General features: G+C 69.1%; 19 protein-coding genes and 1 tRNA gene. 16 read left to right on the plus strand and 4 right to left on the minus strand.

Annotation, left to right across the window (positions count from 1 at the left end):
• Positions 1–154: 154 nt before the first annotated feature.
• Positions 155–2,317 carry an adenosylcobalamin-dependent ribonucleoside-diphosphate reductase gene (locus tag ACKTTN_RS12485; protein WP_407910224.1) on the minus strand — a complete coding sequence of 721 codons (2,163 nt, stop codon included), beginning with the start codon at positions 2,315–2,317 and terminating at the stop codon, positions 155–157.
• A gap of 451 nt (positions 2,318–2,768) precedes the next feature.
• Between ACKTTN_RS12485 and ACKTTN_RS12490 the strand changes: the two genes are divergently transcribed.
• The 5 genes from ACKTTN_RS12490 to ACKTTN_RS12510 are packed head-to-tail and all read left to right on the plus strand — an operon-like array spanning position 2,769 to position 6,733.
• The gene (locus tag ACKTTN_RS12490; RefSeq protein ID WP_407910225.1) at positions 2,769–4,196 is read left to right on the plus strand and encodes a trypsin-like peptidase domain-containing protein; all 1,428 of its coding nucleotides are present in this window, start codon (positions 2,769–2,771) and stop codon (positions 4,194–4,196) included.
• A gap of 36 nt (positions 4,197–4,232) precedes the next feature.
• On the plus strand, positions 4,233–4,628 hold the full coding sequence (locus ACKTTN_RS12495) for a hypothetical protein (protein WP_407910226.1): 396 nt from the start codon (positions 4,233–4,235) through the stop codon (positions 4,626–4,628).
• 8 nt (positions 4,629–4,636) lie between these two features.
• Entirely contained in the window at positions 4,637–5,218 is a 582-nt protein-coding gene (locus tag ACKTTN_RS12500; protein WP_407910227.1) for a phage holin family protein, read from the plus strand.
• 9 nt (positions 5,219–5,227) lie between these two features.
• On the plus strand, positions 5,228–5,593 hold the full coding sequence (locus ACKTTN_RS12505) for a hypothetical protein (protein WP_407910228.1): 366 nt from the start codon (positions 5,228–5,230) through the stop codon (positions 5,591–5,593).
• A gap of 3 nt (positions 5,594–5,596) precedes the next feature.
• The gene (locus ACKTTN_RS12510) at positions 5,597–6,733 is read left to right on the plus strand and encodes an AI-2E family transporter (protein WP_407910229.1); all 1,137 of its coding nucleotides are present in this window, start codon (positions 5,597–5,599) and stop codon (positions 6,731–6,733) included.
• Positions 6,734–6,736: 3 nt separating this feature from the next.
• Here the strand turns inward: ACKTTN_RS12510 and ACKTTN_RS12515 are convergent, their stop codons facing one another.
• Both ACKTTN_RS12515 and ACKTTN_RS12520 read right to left on the minus strand, forming a co-directional pair.
• Entirely contained in the window at positions 6,737–7,498 is a 762-nt protein-coding gene (locus ACKTTN_RS12515) for a M90 family metallopeptidase (protein WP_407910230.1), read from the minus strand.
• A gap of 3 nt (positions 7,499–7,501) precedes the next feature.
• On the minus strand, positions 7,502–7,762 hold the full coding sequence (locus tag ACKTTN_RS12520) for a hypothetical protein (RefSeq protein WP_407910231.1): 261 nt from the start codon (positions 7,760–7,762) through the stop codon (positions 7,502–7,504).
• 145 nt (positions 7,763–7,907) lie between these two features.
• On the opposite strand from ACKTTN_RS12520, the gene birA reads away from it, so the two are divergent.
• The 8 genes from birA (at position 7,908) to ACKTTN_RS12560 (ending at position 15,409) form a co-directional block, all read left to right on the plus strand.
• Positions 7,908–8,885: a bifunctional biotin--[acetyl-CoA-carboxylase] ligase/biotin operon repressor BirA gene (gene birA, locus ACKTTN_RS12525; protein ID WP_407910504.1), complete on the plus strand. Its 978-nt coding sequence runs from the start codon at positions 7,908–7,910 to the stop codon at positions 8,883–8,885.
• Positions 8,882–9,607, plus strand: a complete 726-nt coding sequence (locus ACKTTN_RS12530) for a type III pantothenate kinase (RefSeq protein WP_407910232.1) — start codon at positions 8,882–8,884, stop codon at positions 9,605–9,607. Before birA ends, ACKTTN_RS12530 begins: the two co-directional genes overlap by 4 nt.
• A 55-nt stretch (positions 9,608–9,662) precedes the next feature.
• Complete coding sequence (locus ACKTTN_RS12535) at positions 9,663–10,334, plus strand: hypothetical protein (protein WP_407910233.1); 672 nt, start codon at positions 9,663–9,665, stop codon at positions 10,332–10,334.
• Positions 10,325–10,400 (plus strand) — tRNA-Thr (locus ACKTTN_RS12540). Before ACKTTN_RS12535 ends, ACKTTN_RS12540 begins: the two co-directional genes overlap by 10 nt.
• A gap of 108 nt (positions 10,401–10,508) precedes the next feature.
• Positions 10,509–13,820 carry an EAL domain-containing protein gene (locus tag ACKTTN_RS12545; protein ID WP_407910234.1) on the plus strand — a complete coding sequence of 1,104 codons (3,312 nt, stop codon included), beginning with the start codon at positions 10,509–10,511 and terminating at the stop codon, positions 13,818–13,820.
• 14 nt (positions 13,821–13,834) lie between these two features.
• Positions 13,835–14,086 (plus strand): hypothetical protein, encoded by a 252-nt coding sequence (locus ACKTTN_RS12550; protein ID WP_407910235.1) that lies wholly within the window; start codon positions 13,835–13,837, stop codon positions 14,084–14,086.
• Between the two features lie 91 nt (positions 14,087–14,177).
• Positions 14,178–15,101 carry an arginase gene (rocF, locus tag ACKTTN_RS12555; RefSeq protein ID WP_407910236.1) on the plus strand — a complete coding sequence of 308 codons (924 nt, stop codon included), beginning with the start codon at positions 14,178–14,180 and terminating at the stop codon, positions 15,099–15,101.
• 155 nt (positions 15,102–15,256) lie between these two features.
• The gene (locus ACKTTN_RS12560; RefSeq protein WP_407910237.1) at positions 15,257–15,409 is read left to right on the plus strand and encodes an entericidin A/B family lipoprotein; all 153 of its coding nucleotides are present in this window, start codon (positions 15,257–15,259) and stop codon (positions 15,407–15,409) included.
• Positions 15,410–15,486: 77 nt separating this feature from the next.
• Here the strand turns inward: ACKTTN_RS12560 and ACKTTN_RS12565 are convergent, their stop codons facing one another.
• Positions 15,487–16,263, minus strand: coding sequence for a hypothetical protein (locus ACKTTN_RS12565; protein ID WP_407910238.1), 777 nt, complete (start codon positions 16,261–16,263; stop codon positions 15,487–15,489).
• 145 nt (positions 16,264–16,408) lie between these two features.
• Here ACKTTN_RS12565 and ACKTTN_RS12570 point away from each other — a divergent pair, with 145 nt between their 5' ends.
• From ACKTTN_RS12570 to ACKTTN_RS12580, 3 genes are all read left to right on the plus strand, one after another.
• On the plus strand, positions 16,409–17,692 hold the full coding sequence (locus ACKTTN_RS12570; protein WP_407910239.1) for a tryptophan--tRNA ligase: 1,284 nt from the start codon (positions 16,409–16,411) through the stop codon (positions 17,690–17,692).
• Positions 17,689–18,015 carry a hypothetical protein gene (locus tag ACKTTN_RS12575; RefSeq protein ID WP_407910240.1) on the plus strand — a complete coding sequence of 109 codons (327 nt, stop codon included), beginning with the start codon at positions 17,689–17,691 and terminating at the stop codon, positions 18,013–18,015. Before ACKTTN_RS12570 ends, ACKTTN_RS12575 begins: the two co-directional genes overlap by 4 nt.
• A gap of 90 nt (positions 18,016–18,105) precedes the next feature.
• Positions 18,106–20,169 (plus strand): TonB-dependent receptor plug domain-containing protein, encoded by a 2,064-nt coding sequence (locus tag ACKTTN_RS12580; RefSeq protein WP_407910241.1) that lies wholly within the window; start codon positions 18,106–18,108, stop codon positions 20,167–20,169.
• Positions 20,170–20,188 lie beyond the last annotated feature (19 nt).

Raw genomic sequence — 20,188 nt, forward strand, 5'->3', positions numbered from 1 at the left:
GACCTATAACGTCGCTGCACACAACATGGTGTGAAAACTACACGCATTGCATCGGGGGTTTTTTTATCGGGACCGATGCGTTCCGTCGACTCGAATCGGAACGCACGCGCCACGCGCGCGCCGGATACGTGGCCCGGCGCGTCGCGGGTACCGGTCAGAACTTGCCGTAATAGCCTTCCTTCAGCGCATCGAAGAGGTTGGCGGCGGTGTGCTTCTCGCCGTCGTATTCGATCTCCTCGTTGCCGCGGACTTCCACCACCGAACCGTCTTCCAGCTCGAAACGGTAGGTGGTGTTCTCCAAGTCCTTCTCCTTGACCAGCACGCCCTGGAAGGCGGCCGGGTTGAAGCGGAACGTGGTGCAGCCCTTCAGGCCCTGCTCGTGGGCGTAGCGGTAGATGTCCTTGAAATCCTCGTACGGGTAATCCGTCGGGACGTTCGCGGTCTTGGAGATCGAGCTGTCCACCCACTTCTGCGCGGCGGCCTGCACGTCGACGTGCGCCTTGGGCGTGATGTCGTCGGCCGAGATGAAGTAGTCGGGCAGGGCGGCACCGGGCTCTTCCGAGAACGGCATCGCCTTGTCGTTGACCAGCTCGCGGTAGGCGAGCAGCTCGAACGAATAGACGTCGACCTTTTCCTTCGACTTCTTGCCTTCGCGGATCACGTTGCGGCTGTAGTGGTGCGCGAACGACGGCTCGATGCCGTTGGACGCGTTGTTCGCCAGCGACAGCGAGATGGTGCCGGTTGGCGCGATCGAGCTGTGGTGGGTGAAGCGCGAACCGGTCTCGGCCAGCGCCTCGACCAGCTCCGGCGCGACCTCGGCCACGCGCTGCATGTAGCGCGAATACTTCGCGTGCAGCACCTTGCCGGTGATTTCCTGGCCGATCGTCCAGCCGTCCTTCGCCATTTCCGGGCGCTTGCGCAGCATCTCGGCGGTGACGGCGAACGTCTCGTCCATGATCGGGGCGGGGCCCTTCTCCCTGGCGAGCTCGAGGCCCATTTCCCAGCCGGCGACGGCCATCTCGCGCGCGATCTGCTCGGTGAACTCGCAGGACTCCTTCGAGCCGTACTTCATGCGCAGCATGGTCACCGTGCTGCCGAGGCCGAGGAAGCCCATGCCGTGGCGGCGCTTGCGCATGATCTCGTCGCGCTGCTGCTGCAACGGCAGGCCGTTCACTTCGACCACGTTGTCGAGCATGCGGGTGAACACGCGCACGACTTCGCGGTACTCGTCCCAGTCGAACGTGGCCTGGTCGGTGAACGCATTGCGCACGAACTTGGTGAGGTTCACCGAGCCCAGCAGGCAGGCGCCGTACGGCGGCAGCGGCTGCTCGCCGCAGGGGTTGGTGGCGCGAATGGTTTCGCACCACCAGTTGTTGTTCATCTCGTTGACGCGGTCGATCAGGATGAAACCCGGCTCGGCGTAGTCGTACGTCGAGACCATGATCATGTCCCACAGGTGCCGCGCACGGATGTGGCCGTAGATGCGGCAGGCGACCAGGCCGTCCTCGCGCGACACGTAGTTGCGGTGCGTCGGCCATTCGCGCCAGACGACCTGCTCTTCATTGGTCAGGTCGAGGTCGTTCTGTTCCTTGACGTGCACCGGGAACACCAGCGGCCAGTCGGCGTCGGTCTTGACCGCGTCCATGAAGCCGTCGGTGATCAGCAGCGAGAGGTTGAACTGGCGCAGGCGGCCGTCTTCGCGCTTGGCGCGGATGAAGTCTTTGACGTCGGGATGCGAGACGTCGAACGTGCCCATCTGCGCGCCGCGGCGACCGCCCGCCGACGACACGGTGAAACACATCTTGTCGTAGATATCCATGAAGGACATCGGGCCGGACGTGTAAGCGCCGGCGCCGGCGACGAACGCGCCGCGCGGACGCAGGGTCGAGAACTCGTAGCCGATGCCGCAGCCGGCCTTCAGCGTCAGGCCCGCTTCGTGGACCTTCTCGAGGATGCCGTCCATCGAGTCCTCGATGGTGCCGCTGACGGTGCAGTTGATCGTCGACGTGGCCGGCTTGTGCTCGAGCGCACCGGCGTTCGAGGTGATGCGGCCGGCGGGGATCGCGCCGCGGCGCAGCGCCCACAGGAAACGCTCGTTCCAGTACTTCTGCTTGTCGGCCGTGGGCTCGGCCTCGGCGAGCGCCTTGGCGACGCGCTGGTAGGTGCCGTCGATGTCCGCGTCGACCGGCGCGCCGGTCTTGGTCTTGAGCCGGTACTTCTTGTCCCAGATGTCCAGCGACGCGGGCTGAAGTGAAATTTCCCCATCCGCGTTCGGGGTCTTGCCCATGCCGACTACCTCCAGGCGCACCGTGCTCATTCCTGCGTCATCTCCGATCAAGGCCGCGCGAGACGGCCGAATGTTTGGGGTCGACCGACGTCGTGGCGGCGGTCGTAATAGGGTGTGTTTCACGGGGCGACAGTCCGTCGAAGCGGCCGTGAAACCACTCGAAAGGGCGTCGGGATGCGCGGTCCGGAGCCTCCCGCCCCGAAGCCTGATACCTCAACCTGTTCCCCGTCGAGCCATCGTGAACCACAAGACTTAGTGGTCACGCGAAGACGTGAAACTACGCGCACCCCCCGCCGGACGTCAACGTCTTGACGACCGTCACGTACCGACTTTTCGCCGTGTTTCGATGCTGCGCCGCGGCGGCCCGACGAGCGGTGCCGGGAACTGCACCAAGCGGCGGCGGTCGGTGATGGACTTGAATCGACGACGCGATGCCGCGACATCGATCACGCGACCGCTATTCAGCCTGCCGAGGACCGCGATGGCTTCCCCCCGCACCACGTTGCTCACGCTCTCCATCGCCGCCGCGTTCGGCGGATTCGTCGCCACCGCCTGCCGCGAGGCGATCGACCACGACGCGCAGGCCGCGCCCGCGACCGCGATCGCGCTGCCGGCCACCGCGGCGCTGCCGACCGCAGTCGGCTCGACGCCGATGCCCTCGCTCGCGCCGATGCTCGCGCGCGTCACCCCGGCGGTGGTCAGCGTGCATTCCAAGCAGCGCGTGCGCGTCAGCCCGTTCAACGACCCGGTGTTCGCGCAGATGTTTCCGGGCCTCACCCAGGAGCGCATCAGCGAATCGCTGGGTTCGGGCGTGATCGTCGACGCCGCGCGCGGGCTGATCCTCACCAACCACCACGTCATCGAAGGCGCGGACCAGGTGTCGATCACGCTCGCCGACGGGCGCACGCTGCCGGCCGAATTCCTCGGCAGCGATCCCGACACCGACATCGCCGTGATGCGGATCAAGGCCGACAAGCTGCAGGCGATCAACTTCGCCAACTCCGACCAGCTGCGCGTCGGCGACTTCGTGGTGGCCGTCGGCAACCCGTTCGGCATCGGCCAGACGGTGACCAGCGGCATCGTGTCGGCGGTGGGCCGCAGCGGCCTGCCGGGGCTCGGCTACCAGAACTTCATCCAGACCGATGCGTCGATCAATCCGGGCAATTCCGGCGGCGCGCTGGTCAATCTCAACGGCGAACTCGTCGGCATCAACACCGCGAGCTTCAATCCGCGCGGCGCGATCGCCGGCAACATCGGCCTAGGCTTCGCGATCCCGGCCAACCTTGCGCACAACATCGCCGAGCAGTTGCTGACCAACAAGGTGATCCGTCGCGGCACGTTCGGGCTAGAAGCGCAGGACCTCACCGACGCGATCGCACGCGGCCTCGGCATCAACGCCGACGGCGGCGCGGTGGTCACGCGCGTGTTCGCGGGATCCGCGGCGGCGCAGGCGGGCCTGCGCGCGGGCGATGTCATCACCTCGGCGAACGGCCAGCGCATCACCGGTCGCGATGCGCTGCGCAACTTCGAGGGCCTGCAGAGCCTCGGCAGCCGCACCACGCTGCAGGTGCTGCGCGGCGGCAAGCCGGTGCAGGTGCAGGTGGGGCTGCAGGAACAGCCGCGCGCGCTGGCCGGCGCTGACGTCGACCCGCGCCTGGCCGGCGCGTCGTTCACCGAATTGCCCGCAAGCCTGCGCAGCGCGGGCGTGTCCGGCGTGCTGGTGGAGTCCGTCGCACGCGGCTCGCGGGCGGCGCAGAACGGTCTCCAGTCCGGCGACGTGGTGCTCGCATCGTCGACCGGCGCGTTCGATGACCTGCCGGCCTTCCGCGCCAGCTTCACACAGCGGCCGTCAGAGTTGGCGCTGCGAGTGATGCGCGGCAATCAGCAGGGCGTGCTGCCCATGCGGTGAGCCGCCGAATTTCCACGGAACATCAGGAGAGCGTTCATGGCCACCAACAACAACGGTTCGTCGAGCGAAGTGGCGACCACCGGCACCTTCCGCTCCAACATCGGCGAGGCCGGCAGCAGCCTGAAGCAGGCGGCGGTCGACACCGGCGATGCGCTGAAGAACGCCGCGGTCGCGGCTGGCGAGGAACTGCGCGTCGGCAAGGCCAACCTCAAGGCGGACCTCGCCGACTCCGCGCTGGCCGGCATCGCCGCGGCCGAAGTCGCCGGTGGCGCCGCGCGCGAGCAGATGGACCAGTTGATGGACAAGGGCCGTGATCTCGTCGACAGCGCGGCCGAGCTCATCCGCGAGCGTCCGCTGGCGAGCTTCGGCGTCGCCTTCGCGGCGGGCTGGCTGATCGCGAAGCTGGCGCGCGGCGGCGGCAGCGACCGCTGAGTCGACCCGTGACCGGCGCGGGGAGCGCGAACGATACGGAGCGCCCGGGTCCGACGGACCCGGGCGTTTCGCATGGCGATGCGCCGCCGCCCGATCTCGAGGAATCGCTGCGGCAGGTCGTCGCCGCGGGGCGTTCGAGCCTGTCCGCGGCGAACGATGCATCGAAGGCGTTCCGCAGCCTCGTCGCCGCCGACATCTCGCTCGCGCGCAGCGCGCTCGGGCGCACGCTGGCGTTCACCGGCCTGGCCATCGCGTTCGGTGCGAGCGCCTGGCTGCTGCTGATGGCGAGCGTGATTTCGGTTCTGGTGGGGCGGGTCGGTTTGTCGTGGACCGTCGCGCTGCTCATCTGCGCGATCGTCAGCGTCGTGCTGTGCGCGCTCGCCGCGTGGATGTCGATCCGCTACTTCGAGCACACGCGCCTGCAGGCGTCGCGACGCCAGCTCGCTCGGCTCGGGTTCGGCGAGCTCGCCGACTTCACGCCGACTCCGGGTTCGGCCGACACCGCAGCGGACATCGAAAGCGGGGACGTCGAGAACGCGTCGGGCAAACCGGTGAAAGACAAGAGCGGCGTGCCCGTCACGCCGCCCTGAGACGAGCACATGGCGACGTCATTCAAGCAGCTCATCGAGAAGGTCGGGCAGGCCGAGCTCGCGCTCGAAGCGAAGGAGCGGCAGGTCGCCGCCGACTGGCGCCAGCTCAAGGCGTCGTGGAAAACCGGATGGACGCCCGGGCGCATCGTCATCGCGGGCCTGGTCTCGGGTTTCGTGATCGGGCGCGTCGAGCCCGCCAGGAGCGTCGCCAAGGGCAGTTCCATCATGCAGATGATCACCGCGCTGTCCGGCCTGTTCGCCAGCGCGACCGCACAACACGCCGCCAGCCACGTCGACAACGTGGCCGACGATGTCGGCGAGGTCGCCGACACGGTGCAGGCCGTAGTACCCGACACCGCACCGCTGGATATCTGACGAATGACTAGCACGACCCCGCAGCACACCATCGTCCCGCCGGGCGACCCCATCGCGCCGCCCGACGACGACGCCACGCAGGCGGTGCACGCGCGGCCGCGCGCGTCGTTCGCGGTGGTGACGCTTGCCGTGCTCGCCACCGGATTCACCCTGTGGGCGGCGCAGGGGCTGATCCTGCCGGTGCTGCTCGCGATGTTCTTCGCGCTGGTCGGCAACCCGATCATCCGCGTGCTCAAGCGCATCTACGTGCCGCGTTTTCTCAGTGCGCTGCTGGTGATCACGCTGGGCTTCACCGCCGCGGTGCTGCTGGTCGAACAGCTCGTGCAACCGGCGACCGAATGGGTGCACGACGCGCCGAGCGGCATCCGGCAACTCGCGCCCAAGCTGCGCGAAATGATCAAGCCGGTGCACGAGGCCAACCAGGCCGCGCAGCGCCTCGCGAACGCGGCCACGGCGGGCGCGAATGGCGAGAGCCGCAACGTGCAGGTGGTGCGCACCGAAAGCAGCGGCGACCCGTACCGCTGGCTGATGGGCACGCCGAAGCTGGTGAGCTCGCTGCTCGCCGTCGTGCTGCTCACGTTCTTCTTCATGGTGTACGGCGAGAACCTGCAGCGACACGCGCTCGCACTCGTGCCGACACGCCAGCAGCAGAAGCTGACGGTCGAGATCCTCACCTCGATCGAACGCGAGATCTCGCGTTACGTGCTCACCATCAGCGTGATCAACATGGTCGTCGGCGCGGTGATCGCGCTCGCGCTCAACCTGATCGGCGTGCCGACGCAGGAAGCACTGCTGTGGGGCACGATGGCGATGCTGCTCAACTTCGCGCCCTACGTCGGCCCGTTGATCGGCATCCTCACGCTGCTGGTCATGGGCTTCCTGCGCTACAAGGACTGGATGGCGCTCGCGCCCGCCGGCATCTACCTGCTCGTGCACACGCTCGAAGGCCAGCTGATCACGCCGATCGTGCTTGGCCGCAGCATGCGCCTGTCGCCGCTGATCCTGATCCTCGCGCTGATGGTGTTCGGCTGGGTGTGGAGCATGATCGGCCTGCTGCTCGCGGTGCCGCTGCTGGTCTGCGTCAAGCTGGTGCTGTCGCGCATCGAAGGCCTGGAAGGCTGGGCGCGACTGCTCGAATAGGCCTCAACGCGCGAACGGCGACGGCCCGTAGAAGCGCGCGAGATGCTCGGCGACTTTCGGATACACGCGACGCAGGACGTCTGGCGCGCTGAAGTGGTATTCGCTGACGACGGCGAAGAATTCGTCCGGCGCTTCGGCCGCGTAGTCGTCGATCGGTGCGCGGCGACCGCCATCGAGCCGCGCAGTGAGATCGTCGAACGCGGCCTGGAAATCGGCGCTCCACCGCGCATGCCAGTCGGACGGCAACGGCGGCGTGCCGTCGAGTTCGCCGTCGAGCAGGTCGAGTTTGTGCGCGATCTCGTGCACCGCCACGCAGAAGCCCTCGTTCGGCGACGCGCAATCGGCCTGCACGTCGGCCCAGGACAGGATCAGCGGGCCGGCTTCCCAAGCCTCGCCGATCAGGTCGTCCTCGCCCTCGTGCAGTACGCCGGCGGCGTCGACGTGGCTGCGATTCACGCGGAACGCGTCGGGATAGACGATCAGCTGCGACCAGCCGCGCAACGCGGCGACGCCGAGTTCCAGCACCGGCAGGCAGCACACGGCGGCCAGCAACGCGCGATCGCGGTCATCGAGTTCGAGATCGCCCACCGGCGTGATCGCGCGATTGCGCAGGAACCACGCGGCCAGGCAGGACAGGCGCTCGCGGCGCGGCGCGTCCAGCGCAGCCGCCCACGGCAGATGCGCGACGACGTGCGCGTCGAGCTCAGTTGGAAGCGGTGTGTCGGGTCGATCGGGTCGCGCGAGGCGACGCAGCCAGCCGATCACGCGTCAGCGGAACATGCCCGGCAGGAAGCTGTGCCAGCGCAGGCGCGGCGCGTTGCCGACGTCACCGTGCACGCTGGGGCGCACGTGGCTTTCGCGCGCGGGCGCCGCGTCGCGGATCGGGGCGGCAGGCTTGCGGACCTCGGCTTTCGCCGCCGACACGGTGTCCGGGCAGGCGCCGCTGTCCGGGCTCGCCAGGCGCACTTCGCGCGCCGCGACATCGGCGCAGGCGAGAAGCATCAGCAGGCACAGGCAGATACGGCGCATGGCGACCCCCGGATCCGGGCGTGTCCCGGAACCCCGTGAGGATAACGCGAATCCCCGCGGCCGACCGGACCGGGCGTCGGCGCCGGTTCACGGCCGTCATAATGGCCCGATGACCTCCGCGCCTCCCGACCGCCCGGCCCGCCCGATGGACGACCGCGCGCTGCTCCGGGCGCTCGCGGATGGCCCGGTATCCGGCGACGCGCTGGCCCGGACGGCCGGCACCACGCGTGCCGCCGTGTGGAAGCGGATCGAAGCGCTGCGCGAGGCCGGCGTGCCGGTCGAGGCCGCCGCTGGCAAGGGGTATCGCCTGGCGATGCCGCTGGACCTGCTCGACGTCGACGCCATCCGCGCCGCGCTGCCGGCCGACGCGACCAGCGGGCTCGCCGCCCTCGATATCGCGTGGACCATCGATTCGACCAACACCGCGCTGCTGCGCGAGCCGGCGCCGCAGCGCGGTGCGCGCGTGCTGTTCGCCGAGCGCCAGACCGGCGGACGCGGGCGTCGCGGACGCGCCTGGCAGTCGCCGCTGGGCGCGAGCCTGCTGCTGTCGGTGTCGCGCGCGTTCGACGGCGGCCTCGCACGCCTCGGCGGGCTCAGCCTCGTCGCCGGCATCGCAACGGCGTCCGCACTGCGCGCCGCGGGTTTCCACGACGTCGGCCTGAAGTGGCCGAACGATGTCGTCGTCGAGCGCGACGGCGTGCTTCGCAAGCTCGGCGGCCTGCTGGTCGAAGGCGGCGGCGAACATGCCGGCCCGGCGCTCGCGGTGATCGGCATCGGCCTCAACGTGCGCTTGTCGGACACCGCGGCGAGTGCGATCGACCAGCCGTGGATAGACGTCGCGACGCTGGGCGAGGCGCCATCGCGCAACGCGCTCGCGGCGACGCTCCTCGCGCACCTGCTGCCGGCGCTCGACGCGTTCGACCGCGACGGCTTCGCACCGTTCGCCGCGCGCTGGGTGGAGTTCGACGTGCTGCGACATCGCGACGTCCTGCTGCACCTGCCCGATCGCACCGAGCCCGCGCGCGTGCTCGGCCTGGCTGACGACGGCGCCCTGCGCGTGCGCACCGCGGACGGCGAGCGCGACGTGCACGCCGGCGAAGTCAGCCTGAGGGTCGCGGCATGAGCACCTGGCTGTTCGACTTGGGCAATACGCGGCTCAAGTGCGCGCCGCTCATCGACGGACGTGTCGGTGGGGTGCAGGCGGTGCCGCACGTCAGTGGCGGCATTGCGGACGCGCTCGACGCGGTACTGCCGGCGCGTTTCGACGTCGCCTACGTCGCGAGCGTCGCCGGCGAGGACTTGCGAGTGGAACTGCTCGACGCACTGGTGACGCGCTGCACGCGAATCGAACTCGCGCGCACGCAGGCGCGGTTCGCCGGTCTTCGAATCGCATACGCGGTGCCCGCGCGGCTCGGCGTCGACCGTTTCCTCGCCATGCTCGGTGCGGCTCGACACGCGCAAGGCGCGGTGCTGGTCTGCGGCGTCGGCACCGCGCTCACCATCGACCTCGTCGACGCCGATGGCCTGCATCGCGGCGGCCGCATCGCGCCCTCGCCGGAGCTGATGCGCGACGCCTTGCACCAGCGCGCATCGCAACTGCCCGTTGCCGGCGGCGACTGGGTCGACTGGGCCGACGACACCACCGATGCGCTCGCCTCCGGCTGCCTGGGCGCCGCGCTCGCGCTGGTTCGCGACGCACGCGACAGCGCGCGCACGACCCTCGGCGTCGAACCGACGCTTCTGCTGCACGGCGGCGGCGCACGGCCGCTGCACGAACGGCTGCACGGTGCGCGCTTCGCCGAGTCGCTGGTGCTCGACGGCCTCGCACGCTGGGCCACGACGTGAGCGACGTCACGTCGCGGCGCCACGCCCGGCAAACCGCGCTCGCTAGAATCGACCCATGCTGATGCGTGCGCTGCTCGTGCTGTTGCTGGTGCTCAACGCGGGTGTCGCCGCGTGGTGGGCGCTGCACGCGCCTGCGCCGACGAGGTCGACGCCGATGCTGCCGGCCGATGTGCCGACGTTGCGGCTGGTCGGTGAGCCGACCGCGTCGATCGCCGCGTCGACCGTGCCGCCGCGCGTGGCGACGTCGCTGCGCTGCTACCGGTACGGGCCGTTCTCGAATGCGACCGCGTTCGACGCCGCGCGTCGCGCGATCGTCGCCCAGGTCGCGTGGACCGCGACCGCCGAGCAGCTGGCCGGTACGCCGCGCGCGTGGCGGGTCGTGCTGCCGCAACCGGACCGCGCGACCGCCACCGCGACCGCTGCGCGCATCGGCGCCGCCGGTTTCCGCGACTACCTGGTCATGCCCGACGGCGGCACCGACGCCAACGCGATCGCGCTCGGGCGTTACCGCAACGAAACGTCGGCCCGCGAGCGCGTCGATGCACTGGCCAAGGCGGGCTTCCCCGCGCGCGCCGAGCCCGTCGGCGCGCGGGTCGTGCGATGGCTCGACGTCGCCGCGACCCCTGCCTTCGCCGCCCATTCGGCGACGCTCGGCCTGGAGGGCGCGCCCATCGACTGCGCCGGGGTCGTCCGCGACGGGCGCTACACTATCGCCGCGCCGGCTTAGCTCAGTTGGTAGAGCAACTGATTTGTAATCAGTAGGTCGTCGGTTCGATTCCGACAGCCGGCACCATCCCCGCCCGCGCCATTCGCCGGTGGGGTTCCACCCGACGTACGAAGCCGCCGCGGTGTTGTAGTGTGACCTCCATCGCGGCCGGGGGGCGTCGCGGGGAGGACACCGGTGTCCGCACGGCCCGGAACGCGCAAGGGTTCGATCGACGTGGGCACGATGCTGCCGCACGTCGTCGTCGGGTCGGCGATGTTCGCGTTCGCCGCGATGCTGGCCCTTGCACTCGGCCGTGTCACCGGCGGCACCGCATCGCTGTGGATCGCCAATGCGCTCGTCGTCGGCTACGCCGTTCGCAGGCCGCAGGCACGCGTGGCGCCGCTCGTCGCGATCACCTTCATCGGCACGCTGCTGTCGGCCGGCTATCCGTGGCAGTACGCGCAGGCCGTCCTCGCCGCGGGCGTCGCCAACGCGGTCGAGGTCGCGATCGTGCTCGCCGTATTCCGGCGCATGCGGCTGGGGCTCGACGCGGCGCCCGACGGCGTCCGCGTGCTCACCGGATTGACGATTGCCGTCGCGCTCGCGCCCGCCGTGGGCGCGCTCATCGGCGCATCGGCTCCCGGCCCCAGCAGAGGCTGGGGCGACCTGTTCCTGCGCTGGTTCTTCGCCGACGCGTTCGGCATGTTCGTGGTGCTGCCGTTCGCATGGTCGTATTCGCGCGCGGAGGGCCGCGAACTGCTACGAGGTCGACGCGGTGCGGAACTTGCCGCGTGCGTGGTCGCCTCGGTGGCGGTGTCGTTCGTCGCGGTCGCGCAGCTGCGGCACCCGTACGCGATCATCGCGCTGCCGTTGCTCGTCGTCGCCACGCGCGGTGTGCTCGCCACGTCGATCTGCAACGTCGCGGTGATCATCACGGTGGTGACCGTGACCTCGTTGCAGCAGCACGGCGTGCTCGCGGCGCAGGACGATGCGAACGATCCCGCACTGCAGTTCGCCTGGTTCCAGGCCTGCGTCAGCGCGATCGGGCCGCTGTTCGTCGCCGTGCTGACCGCCGACCGCGACCGCGAGCGCACGCGTGCCGCGCAAACCGCCGAACGGCTGCAGGTGATCGCCGACAACCTGCCGGCGTACGTCGCCGAGTTGGGTCCCGACCTCAGCTATCGCTTCGCCAACCACAAGTACTCGATGTGGCTCGGCAAGGCGCCGTCGTCGCTCATCGGGCGCACGCCGGCCGAAGCGCTGGGCGAAGACGCCGCGCAGCGCGTGCGCCCGTACATGGATCGCGCGCTGGCTGGCGAACCCCAGCGCTTCGAGTTCGACCTGGCCGGCCAGCGCCTCGACGTGTTCTACGAACCGCTCGCGCATTCCGGCGGCTTCGTGCTGATGGCGCACGACGTGACGTGGCGTTACGAGGCGGAGCGCCGCTTCCGCCTGCTGCTTGAATCCGCGCCGGACGCGATGGTGCTGTTCCACCCGGAAACACGGCTGATCCTGCTGGTGAACCACCAGGCCGAACTCATGTTCGGGCGCCCGCGTGCGGAACTGCTCGATCATCGCGTGGCGGAGTTCGTCGAGGGCTTCGATCGAATCGACTGCGAGGCGATCCGCGCGCATCTGGAAGCGCGCGCCGCGCGCACGCAGGGCGACGTGCTCGAGCTGCAGGCGATCCATCTTGGCGGCATGCATTTCCCGGTCGAAGTGGTGCTCAGCGAATTGCGCTCGGGCGACGAGCTTCAGTTCGTCGCCGCGATCCGCGACGTCTCCGCGCGACGCCGCACCGAACGCGCACTGCAGGAAGAACGCGAGCGCGCGCAGGTCACGCTGAATTCGATCGGCGACGCCGTGGTGACCTACGACACCGCGCGCGTGGTCACCTCGCTCAACCCGATCGCCGAGGCGATGACCGGACTGACGCGCGACGACGCGATCGGCCGCCAGTTGCAGGACGTGGTGCGGCTGCACCACGCCGACGGCCGCCCGGAATCGCGCGAGGGCGCCGCGCTGCTGCATTGCCACGATGGCCAGGAACTGCACGTCGAGTACGCGCATTCACCGATCAGTGGTGCGGACGGGCGCGTCGTCGGTGGCGTGACCGTACTGCGCGATGTCAGCGAAGTGCGCGCGATGGCCGAGCGCATGTCGCACCTCGCGCAGCACGACTACCTCACCGGCCTTCCGAACCGCGTGCTGCTGCAGGATCGCCTGTCGCAGGCGATCCACCAGATCGGCCACGGCGCGCACGGCGCGGTGCTGTTCGTCGACCTCGACTTCTTCAAGACGATCAACGATTCGCTCGGCCACCAGGTGGGCGATCGCGTGCTGCAGGAAGTCGCGCGCCGCCTGGCCGCGGTGGTCGACGCCGAGGACACGGTGAGCCGGCAGGGTGGCGACGAGTTCGTGCTGCTTCTCACGCGCCTGTCCGATCCGAGCGACGCCGCGCGCGTGGCGGAGAAGCTCATCGCGTCGATCGAGGCGCCGCTGGAGATCGATGGCCGCGCGCTGCACGTGTCGGCCAGTGTCGGCATCGCGCTGTTCCCGGAAGACGGCCAGGACATCCGCACGCTCACCAAGCAGGCCGACACCGCGCTGTACCACGCCAAGCAGACCGGCCGCGCGCGCTACAGCTACTTCACCGCGGTGATGAGCGAACGCGCCGACCAGCGCCTGCGCCTTGAAAGCGAATTGCGCACGGCGGTGAGCGACGACCAGCTGTTCCTCGTCTACCAGCCGAAGATCCGCATGCCGGGTCGATCGGTGTCGGGCATGGAGGCGCTGGTGCGCTGGCGGCATCGCGACGGCCACGTCGTGCCGCCGGGCGATTTCATCCCGGTGGCGGAGGAAACCGGGCTGATCGTGTCGATCGACGAGTGGGTGCTGCGCGAGGCCTGCCGGCAGAACCGCGCATGGATCGACGCAGGCCTGCCGTCGCTGCCGATCGCGGTGAACCTATCGCTTGCGCGCTTCGATCCAGAACGCATCGTCGGCGGCATCGCGCGCGCACTGAGCGATAGCGGCCTCGCGCCGTGGCTGCTGGAAGTCGAGCTCACCGAGAGCCAGATGCTCGACCACAGCGAGCGCGCGTCGCAGCTGATCCAGGGCATCCGCAAGTTGGGCGTGCGCGTGTCGGTCGACGATTTCGGCACGGGCTATTCGAGTCTGGGCTACCTCACCCAGCACCGCTTCGATGCGATCAAGATCGACCGCTCGTTCGTGCAGGGCCTGCCGGGCGAGCCGGGGCAGAAAGCGGTCGTCGAAGCGATCCTCGGCATGGCGCGCGCGCTCGACTACCGCGTGGTGGGCGAGGGCGTGGAGACCAACGAGCAGGCCGACGCGCTGCTCGCGCTGGGTTGCCACGAGATGCAGGGCTTCCTGCTCGGACGGCCGATACCGGCGGCGGACATGGAGCGCCGCCTGCGCGAGGAGCCCGCCGCGCCGCTTTCGCCGTCGCCTCACCCGGATCGCGCCAACCTCGAACCATCCCGGTAACGAGGAGTACGACCATGGCAGATGACATTTCCGGCGGCGCGCCGGCGAGCGGCGTCGGCCGCCAGAACGACGGCGACCCGACCGCGCGCGGCGCGGACCGCATCACAACCTCCATCGACGATCGGCAGGCCATCGAAGGCCGCGACGACGACGATCTCGCGGCGGCGAGCGAGCGCGAAGCCGTGCGACAGGCCGCGCGCAGCACGCCGTCGTCCGCTGACGTCCGCAGCGACGATCGCGGGCTGCCGGACGACGAACCGCGCTGAGCAACAACGCGCGCCGGGGTCGCCGATACAATGCGGCCACCGGCCGGGCCTGCTGGGACGGGTGTCGCGGCGCCCGGGCGCGGAGATCCGCATGTCCCGTTCCTATCTCCCCGTCACCCTGATCGGTGCGCCGACCGACGTCGGCGCTGGCCATCGCGGCGCGCGCCTCGGGCCGGACGCCCTGCGCATCGCCGGCCTCGGCGAAGCACTCGTCGCACGCGGCGTCGACGTCGTCGACCGCGGCAACATCGACGGCCCGCGCAACCCGTGGCTCGATGCCGTCGACGGCTATCGCCACATCGCCGAAGTCACCGAATGGAATCGCCTCGTCATGGACGCGATGTACGGCGAGCTGCAGGCCGGCCGCATGCCGATCCTGCTCGGCGGCGACCACTGCCTCGGCCTCGGCTCGATCACCGGCGTCGCACGCTGGTGCCGCGAGCAGGGCAAGAAGCTGCGCGTGGTGTGGCTGGATGCGCACGCCGACTTCAACACCAGCGACGTCACCCCGTCCGGCAACATCCACGGCATGCCGGTCGCGTGCCTGTGCGGGCTCGGCCCGACGCCGCTGACGCACCTGGGTGGCAGCGCGCCGGCGATCCGCGCGGAGGACATCCGCCAGATCGGCATCCGTTCGGTCGACGAAGGCGAGCGTCGCCTGATCCGCCAGCACGGCATCGACGTCTACGACATGCGCTACATCGACGAGGTCGGCATGCGCGCGGCGATGGAGGAAGCGCTCGACGGCCTTGACGACGACACCCACCTGCACGTGAGTTTCGATGTCGACTTCCTCGACCCGTCGATCGCGCCGGGCGTCGGCACCACGGTGCTCGGCGGCCCCACGTATCGCGAAGCGTCGCTCGTCATGGAGATGATCTGCGACACCGGTCGACTGGGCTCGCTCGACATCATGGAACTCAATCCGCTGATCGATGACCACAACCGCACGGCGATCCTCGCGGTCGACCTGATCGAAAGCCTGTTCGGCAAGTCGACGCTGCTACGTGATTGACGCGTGATCGCGTTGTCCGCGTCGCACGCATGAATGCACCATGACGACGAACCGCCTGTCGCAGCAGCAGTCGACATTTGTTTCACACGCCTCCCTGTGTCATTCGCCCCACGGATATTCCATGCCGCATTTGCGGCTCTCCAGGAGATGACACCATGAAGCGTCTGACTGCCCTGCTGCTCCTCGCAATGTTTTCGATGAGCACCCTCACCGCCTGCAACACGATGGCGGGCGCCGGCAAGGATGTTCAGAAGGTTGGCGAGAAGGTCGAAGACAAGGCACAGGACTGCAAGGACGCGCATTGCTGATCTGCGCGCGTCGCGAATGACCAAAGGGCCGGAGCAATCCGGCCCTTTTTCGTTGTGTCGCGACGTGCTGCGTCGAATCACCAGCCCGGCGGCGGGTCGGGCACGAAACCGCTGCCCGGAAACGCGCGCGGCGCGCGCGGGTCGCGGCTGCCGTACGGAATGACGCCGCGTTGCACGAGCGCATACCGGTCGTCGTAGCGGATCTCGCTCACCTGCACGGGCGTACGGCTGGCGCGCACGAATCCAGTGCGCGAGACGGGCGAATACTCCCTGTCGCCATGCCCGGTGCCGATCGACTGCGCCTCCTGCGGCGCCGCGTTGGCACGTGGCTGCGCACCGGCGGCGTCGGCCTCGCGGCGCTCCGGCAGGTACACCGGCGGAGGCGGAGGCGGCGGCCGCGCTTCGTCGAACACCGCGATCCCGATTACGCCCACGTTGCGCGGACGCCCGGTGCGCGCGGCATAGCTGTCCTGCAGGTCGGCGAAATAGAACTGCGCGACGTCGTTCAACGACTTGCGCCAGCCGGTGATCTCGGTGGTCGCATACGGCTCGAGCACGTAACCCGCCTGGCCCGCACTCGCTGTCTGCCCGGTCACCGCGTTGACGCCGTCCACGCTGAGCACCACCAGCACGCGCGCGCCGCTGTGGTTGGCGAGCCGCACGGCGTAGCGGTGCCCGGGCGCGCCCGCCACCCACGCCTGACCCCGCCAGCCGTATTCAGGTAGCGCGCCGTACGCGGTGCGGTCGACGATGGACATGTCGACGCGATCGGCGTTCCAGCTGCGGGCGTGGGCGACGCCGGTGGCGAACAGGGCGGCGAGCGCGAGGACGGCGGCACGGGATGGGCGGGACATGGCGGTGCTCGGCGGTGGGATGCAATCGTCAACGCGCGACGCCGCCCGACAGGGTTGCGACCCCCGCCCGCGTTCATCGCGCACCGGCCCGGGCCGCCCGGCGCCGCGCGGTAAACTCGCCGGCCACACGGTTTCGCGCACCACGATGACCCGCACCCGCGTCCTTACCGGCATCACCACCTCGGGCACGCCGCACCTCGGCAACTACGCCGGCGCGATCCGGCCGGCGCTCGAGGCCAGCCGCTACCCGTCCGTCGAAAGCTTCTATTTCCTCGCCGACTACCACGCGCTGATCAAGGTGCAGGACCCGGCGCGCGTGCAGCGCTCGACGCTCGAAATCGCCGCCAGCTGGCTGGCCTGCGGGCTCGATCCGTCGACCGTCTGGTTCTACCGCCAGAGCGACATCCCCGAGATCCCGGAACTCACGTGGCTGCTCACCTGCGTCGCCGGCAAGGGCATCCTCAACCGCGCGCATGCCTACAAGGCGGCGGTCGACAAGAACCGCGAAGCCGGCGAGGACGACGATGCCGGCATCACCGCCGGCCTCTTCATGTACCCGGTGCTGATGGCCGCGGACATCCTGATCTTCAACGCGGACAAGGTGCCGGTCGGGCGCGACCAGATCCAGCACATCGAGATGGCGCGCGATTTCGGCCAGCGCTTCAACCATCTGTTCGGCGAGCACTTCACGCTGCCCGAAGCGGCGATCGAGGAGCACGTCGCAACGCTGCCCGGCCTCGACGGCCGCAAGATGAGCAAGAGCTACGACAACGTCATCCCGCTGTTCGCGCCGCGCGAGCAGCTGAAGAAGCTCATCTATTCGATCCTCACCGATTCGCGCGCACCGGGTGAGCCGAAGGATCCCGACACGTCGAACGTGTTCCAGCTCTACCAGGCGTTCTCGACGCCGCAGCAGGCGGCGGAGATGCGTCGCGCGTTCGAATCCGGCATTGCGTGGGGCGACGCCAAACAGGCGCTGTTCGAGCGTATCGACGCGGAGATCTCGCCGATGCGCGAGAAGTACGAAGCGCTGATCGCCAAGCCGCAGGACATCGAAGCGGTGTTGCGCGATGGCGCATCGCGGCTGCGCGCGCGCTACGCGACGCCGCTGCTCGCCAGCCTGCGCGATGCGGTCGGCCTGCGCGATCTGTCCAGGGTGGCGGTCGCCGCGTCGAGGGACGACGACAAGCCCGCGCCTGCGATGTTCAAGCAATACCGCGAGAGCGACGGCAAGTTCTACTTCAAGCTCGTGCGTGGCGATCGCGTGCTGCTGCAGAGCGCGGGCTTCGACGCGCCGCGCGATGCCGGCCAACGCGTCGCAGCGCTCAAGCAGGCCGCGAAGCTGGATGACGAGGCATTGCTCGCCGACGGCGCGACGCGCGCCGAAGTGGACGCCGCCCTTGCGCAGATGGCGGAGGCCGCTGCGTGAGCCTGTCCATGCAGCAGATGCTCGCGCTGATCCTGTTCCTCCCGTGGTTCGCCATCCTGATCGGTTTGTACTGGTTCTATCCGCGGCAGCCGCGCAACGCGGCGCGCCGTCTGTTCGATCTCGCATCGATCGCCATCGCACTCGTCGCGTTCGTGCTGATGATCCGCTGGGCGCATGGCTACGCCGTACCAACGGGCACCGCGGGCAACATCTGGCGACAGGTGCTCGCGACGACGGCGGGCTATGCCGTGTTCCTCGGTGTGATGACCGTCGCATGGTTCCTGCGACGTCGCTGGCTGCGCAGCGAAAACGCCAACCGATAAACGGCGTTTAAACCTTCGGCCCACGCGCCGCATCGATAAGCCATGTCGACGACGCCTCCGTCGCGACGTCCGCTCACACAAGGCTTGTCCATGACTCATCGTCCGACCCGCGAGGCGCTCTGCGTCGCGCTGCTGCTCGCCGCTGCGACGCTGCACGCGCAGGAATCCGCGCCGCCCGCGTCCGCCGCGCCCGCGGTGAATACCTACCTGCCCGCGGACTTCGCGCGTTACAACCCGCACAACGCGCTCGACATGCTCAAGCAGGTGCCGGGCTTCGTGATCCGCGAGGCCGAGCAGGAGCGCGGCCTGGGCGAGGCGACGGGCAATGTCGTGATCAATGGCCAGCGCATCTCGGGCAAGTCCAACGACGTGCTCACCGAACTCACGCGCGTGCCGGCGGCGAACGTCGTGCGCATCGAGATCGTCGACGGCGCGAAGCTCGCGATTCCCGGCCTGAACGGCCTCGTGGCGAACGTGGTCACCAAGGCCGGCGGCATGAGCGGTCAGTGGTCGTGGAAGCCCGACATCCGCAAGTACTACACGCGCCCGCAGATCACGCGCGGCGACGTGTCGGTGAGCGGCTCGAAGGGCGGGCTGCAGTACAACGTCGGCCTGAGCAACAACGGCAACCACAGCGGCGCAGGTGGCGGAACGGTGATCTACAACGCCGACGGCAGCGTGCGCGACGTGCGCGACGACGCCTGGACCGGCGAATCCGACAACCCGACGCTGAGCACGCGCCTGACCTACACCGCGGCCGACGGCGACATCGCCAACCTCAACGCGTCGGTGTCGAAGGAGTTCTACCACTACCGCGAGGACGGCACGCGCAGCGGCCCGGGCCTGCCGGATCGCACGCGCGCCGTGCGCGAGAACGAAGGCGGGCATTCGTACGAGATCGGCGGCGACTACGAGTTCGGCCTCGGTATCGGCAAGCTCAAATTGATCGGTCTCGATCGCTTCCAGCACCAGCCGTACGACCAGACCGTCGTCACGCATTACGTCGACGGTTCGCGACCGGACGACGGCAGCCGCTTCGCGCGCGACAGCGAGGAATCCGAGAAGATCGCGCGCGCCGAATACAAGTGGACCACCGGCAAGAACGACTGGCGCATCTCCGCCGAAGGCGCGTTCAACTCCCTCGACAGCGCGTCGAGCATCGCCGTGCTCGACGCGACCGGCGCGTTCATCGGGGTGCCGCTGCCGGGCGCCAACGCGACGGTGAAGGAAGACCGTTACGAAGTGATCGGCAGCTGGGGTCATCCGTTCGGCGATGCGGTGAAGTTCCAGATGTCGGCCGGCGGTGAGTATTCGAAGCTGCAGCAGGCCGGCGCCGGCGGACTGACGCGCACCTTCATCCGCCCCAAGGGCTCGATGTCGCTGGCGTGGAAGGCGAGCGACGTGCTCGACGTCAACGTGAAGCTGCAGCGCAAGGTCGGCCAGCTCAACTTCTACGACTTCCTCGCCTCGGTGAACCTCAACGACGGCGTGCAGAACGCGGGCAACCCCGACCTGGTCCCGCAGCAGAGCTGGGAGCTCGAAGTCGAGACGACGCGCAAGTTCGCCGACTGGGGCACCACGACGCTGCGTCTCTACGATCACCGCATCGACGATTACATCGACACCATTCCGATCGGTGCCGACGGCGAAAGCCCCGGCAACATCGACAGCGCGCACGAGTACGGTTTCGAGTGGAAGGGCACGTGGAAGCTCGACCACGTCGGCTGGCACGGCGCGAAGGTCGACACGCGCTGGTGGGTGCAGCAGAGCGACGTCAAGGATCCGCTGACCGGCGAACAGCGTCGGACCAGCTGGAGCCTGATCCATTTCTGGGACGTGTCACTGCGCGACGACGTGCCCGGCACGTCGTGGGCGTGGGGTTTCGACGTCAACCACGAGCTCGATTCACGCAACGTGCGCCTGACCGAGATCGATCACACCTGGGAAGGCCCGGTGTGGGGCTCGCTGTTCCTCGAACGCAAGGACTTCTTCGGCCTGACCGTACGCGGCACGCTGAGCAACGTGCTGGGCGCCGGCAGCTATCGCGACCGCTACGTCTACGACGGCCGTCGCACCGGCCCGCTGGATTTCCACGAAGTGCGCGACCGCCGCATCGGTCCGATCCTGTCGCTGGCGATCACCGGCACGTTCTGATCCGCGCACTCCGTGTTCC

The organism is Lysobacter claricitrinus, from assembly GCF_045866565.1.
In the GTDB taxonomy this organism is placed as follows: Bacteria; Pseudomonadota; Gammaproteobacteria; order Xanthomonadales; family Xanthomonadaceae; genus Cognatilysobacter; species Cognatilysobacter claricitrinus.

Coding starts and splice junctions, on each gene's coding strand:
- ACKTTN_RS12530 (WP_407910232.1), top strand. CDS start 8,882: ATGAGCACCTGGCTGTTCGACTTGGGCAATACGCGGCTCAAGTGCGCG.
- ACKTTN_RS12495 (WP_407910226.1), top strand. CDS start 4,233: ATGGCCACCAACAACAACGGTTCGTCGAGCGAAGTGGCGACCACCGGC.
- ACKTTN_RS12560 (WP_407910237.1), top strand. CDS start 15,257: ATGAAGCGTCTGACTGCCCTGCTGCTCCTCGCAATGTTTTCGATGAGC.
- ACKTTN_RS12510 (WP_407910229.1), top strand. CDS start 5,597: ATGACTAGCACGACCCCGCAGCACACCATCGTCCCGCCGGGCGACCCC.
- ACKTTN_RS12505 (WP_407910228.1), top strand. CDS start 5,228: ATGGCGACGTCATTCAAGCAGCTCATCGAGAAGGTCGGGCAGGCCGAG.
- ACKTTN_RS12490 (WP_407910225.1), top strand. CDS start 2,769: ATGGCTTCCCCCCGCACCACGTTGCTCACGCTCTCCATCGCCGCCGCG.
- rocF (WP_407910236.1), top strand. CDS start 14,178: ATGTCCCGTTCCTATCTCCCCGTCACCCTGATCGGTGCGCCGACCGAC.
- ACKTTN_RS12580 (WP_407910241.1), top strand. CDS start 18,106: ATGACTCATCGTCCGACCCGCGAGGCGCTCTGCGTCGCGCTGCTGCTC.
- ACKTTN_RS12520 (WP_407910231.1), bottom strand. CDS start 7,762: ATGCGCCGTATCTGCCTGTGCCTGCTGATGCTTCTCGCCTGCGCCGAT.
- birA (WP_407910504.1), top strand. CDS start 7,908: ATGGACGACCGCGCGCTGCTCCGGGCGCTCGCGGATGGCCCGGTATCC.
- ACKTTN_RS12565 (WP_407910238.1), bottom strand. CDS start 16,263: ATGTCCCGCCCATCCCGTGCCGCCGTCCTCGCGCTCGCCGCCCTGTTC.
- ACKTTN_RS12485 (WP_407910224.1), bottom strand. CDS start 2,317: ATGAGCACGGTGCGCCTGGAGGTAGTCGGCATGGGCAAGACCCCGAAC.
- ACKTTN_RS12550 (WP_407910235.1), top strand. CDS start 13,835: ATGGCAGATGACATTTCCGGCGGCGCGCCGGCGAGCGGCGTCGGCCGC.
- ACKTTN_RS12535 (WP_407910233.1), top strand. CDS start 9,663: ATGCTGATGCGTGCGCTGCTCGTGCTGTTGCTGGTGCTCAACGCGGGT.
- ACKTTN_RS12570 (WP_407910239.1), top strand. CDS start 16,409: ATGACCCGCACCCGCGTCCTTACCGGCATCACCACCTCGGGCACGCCG.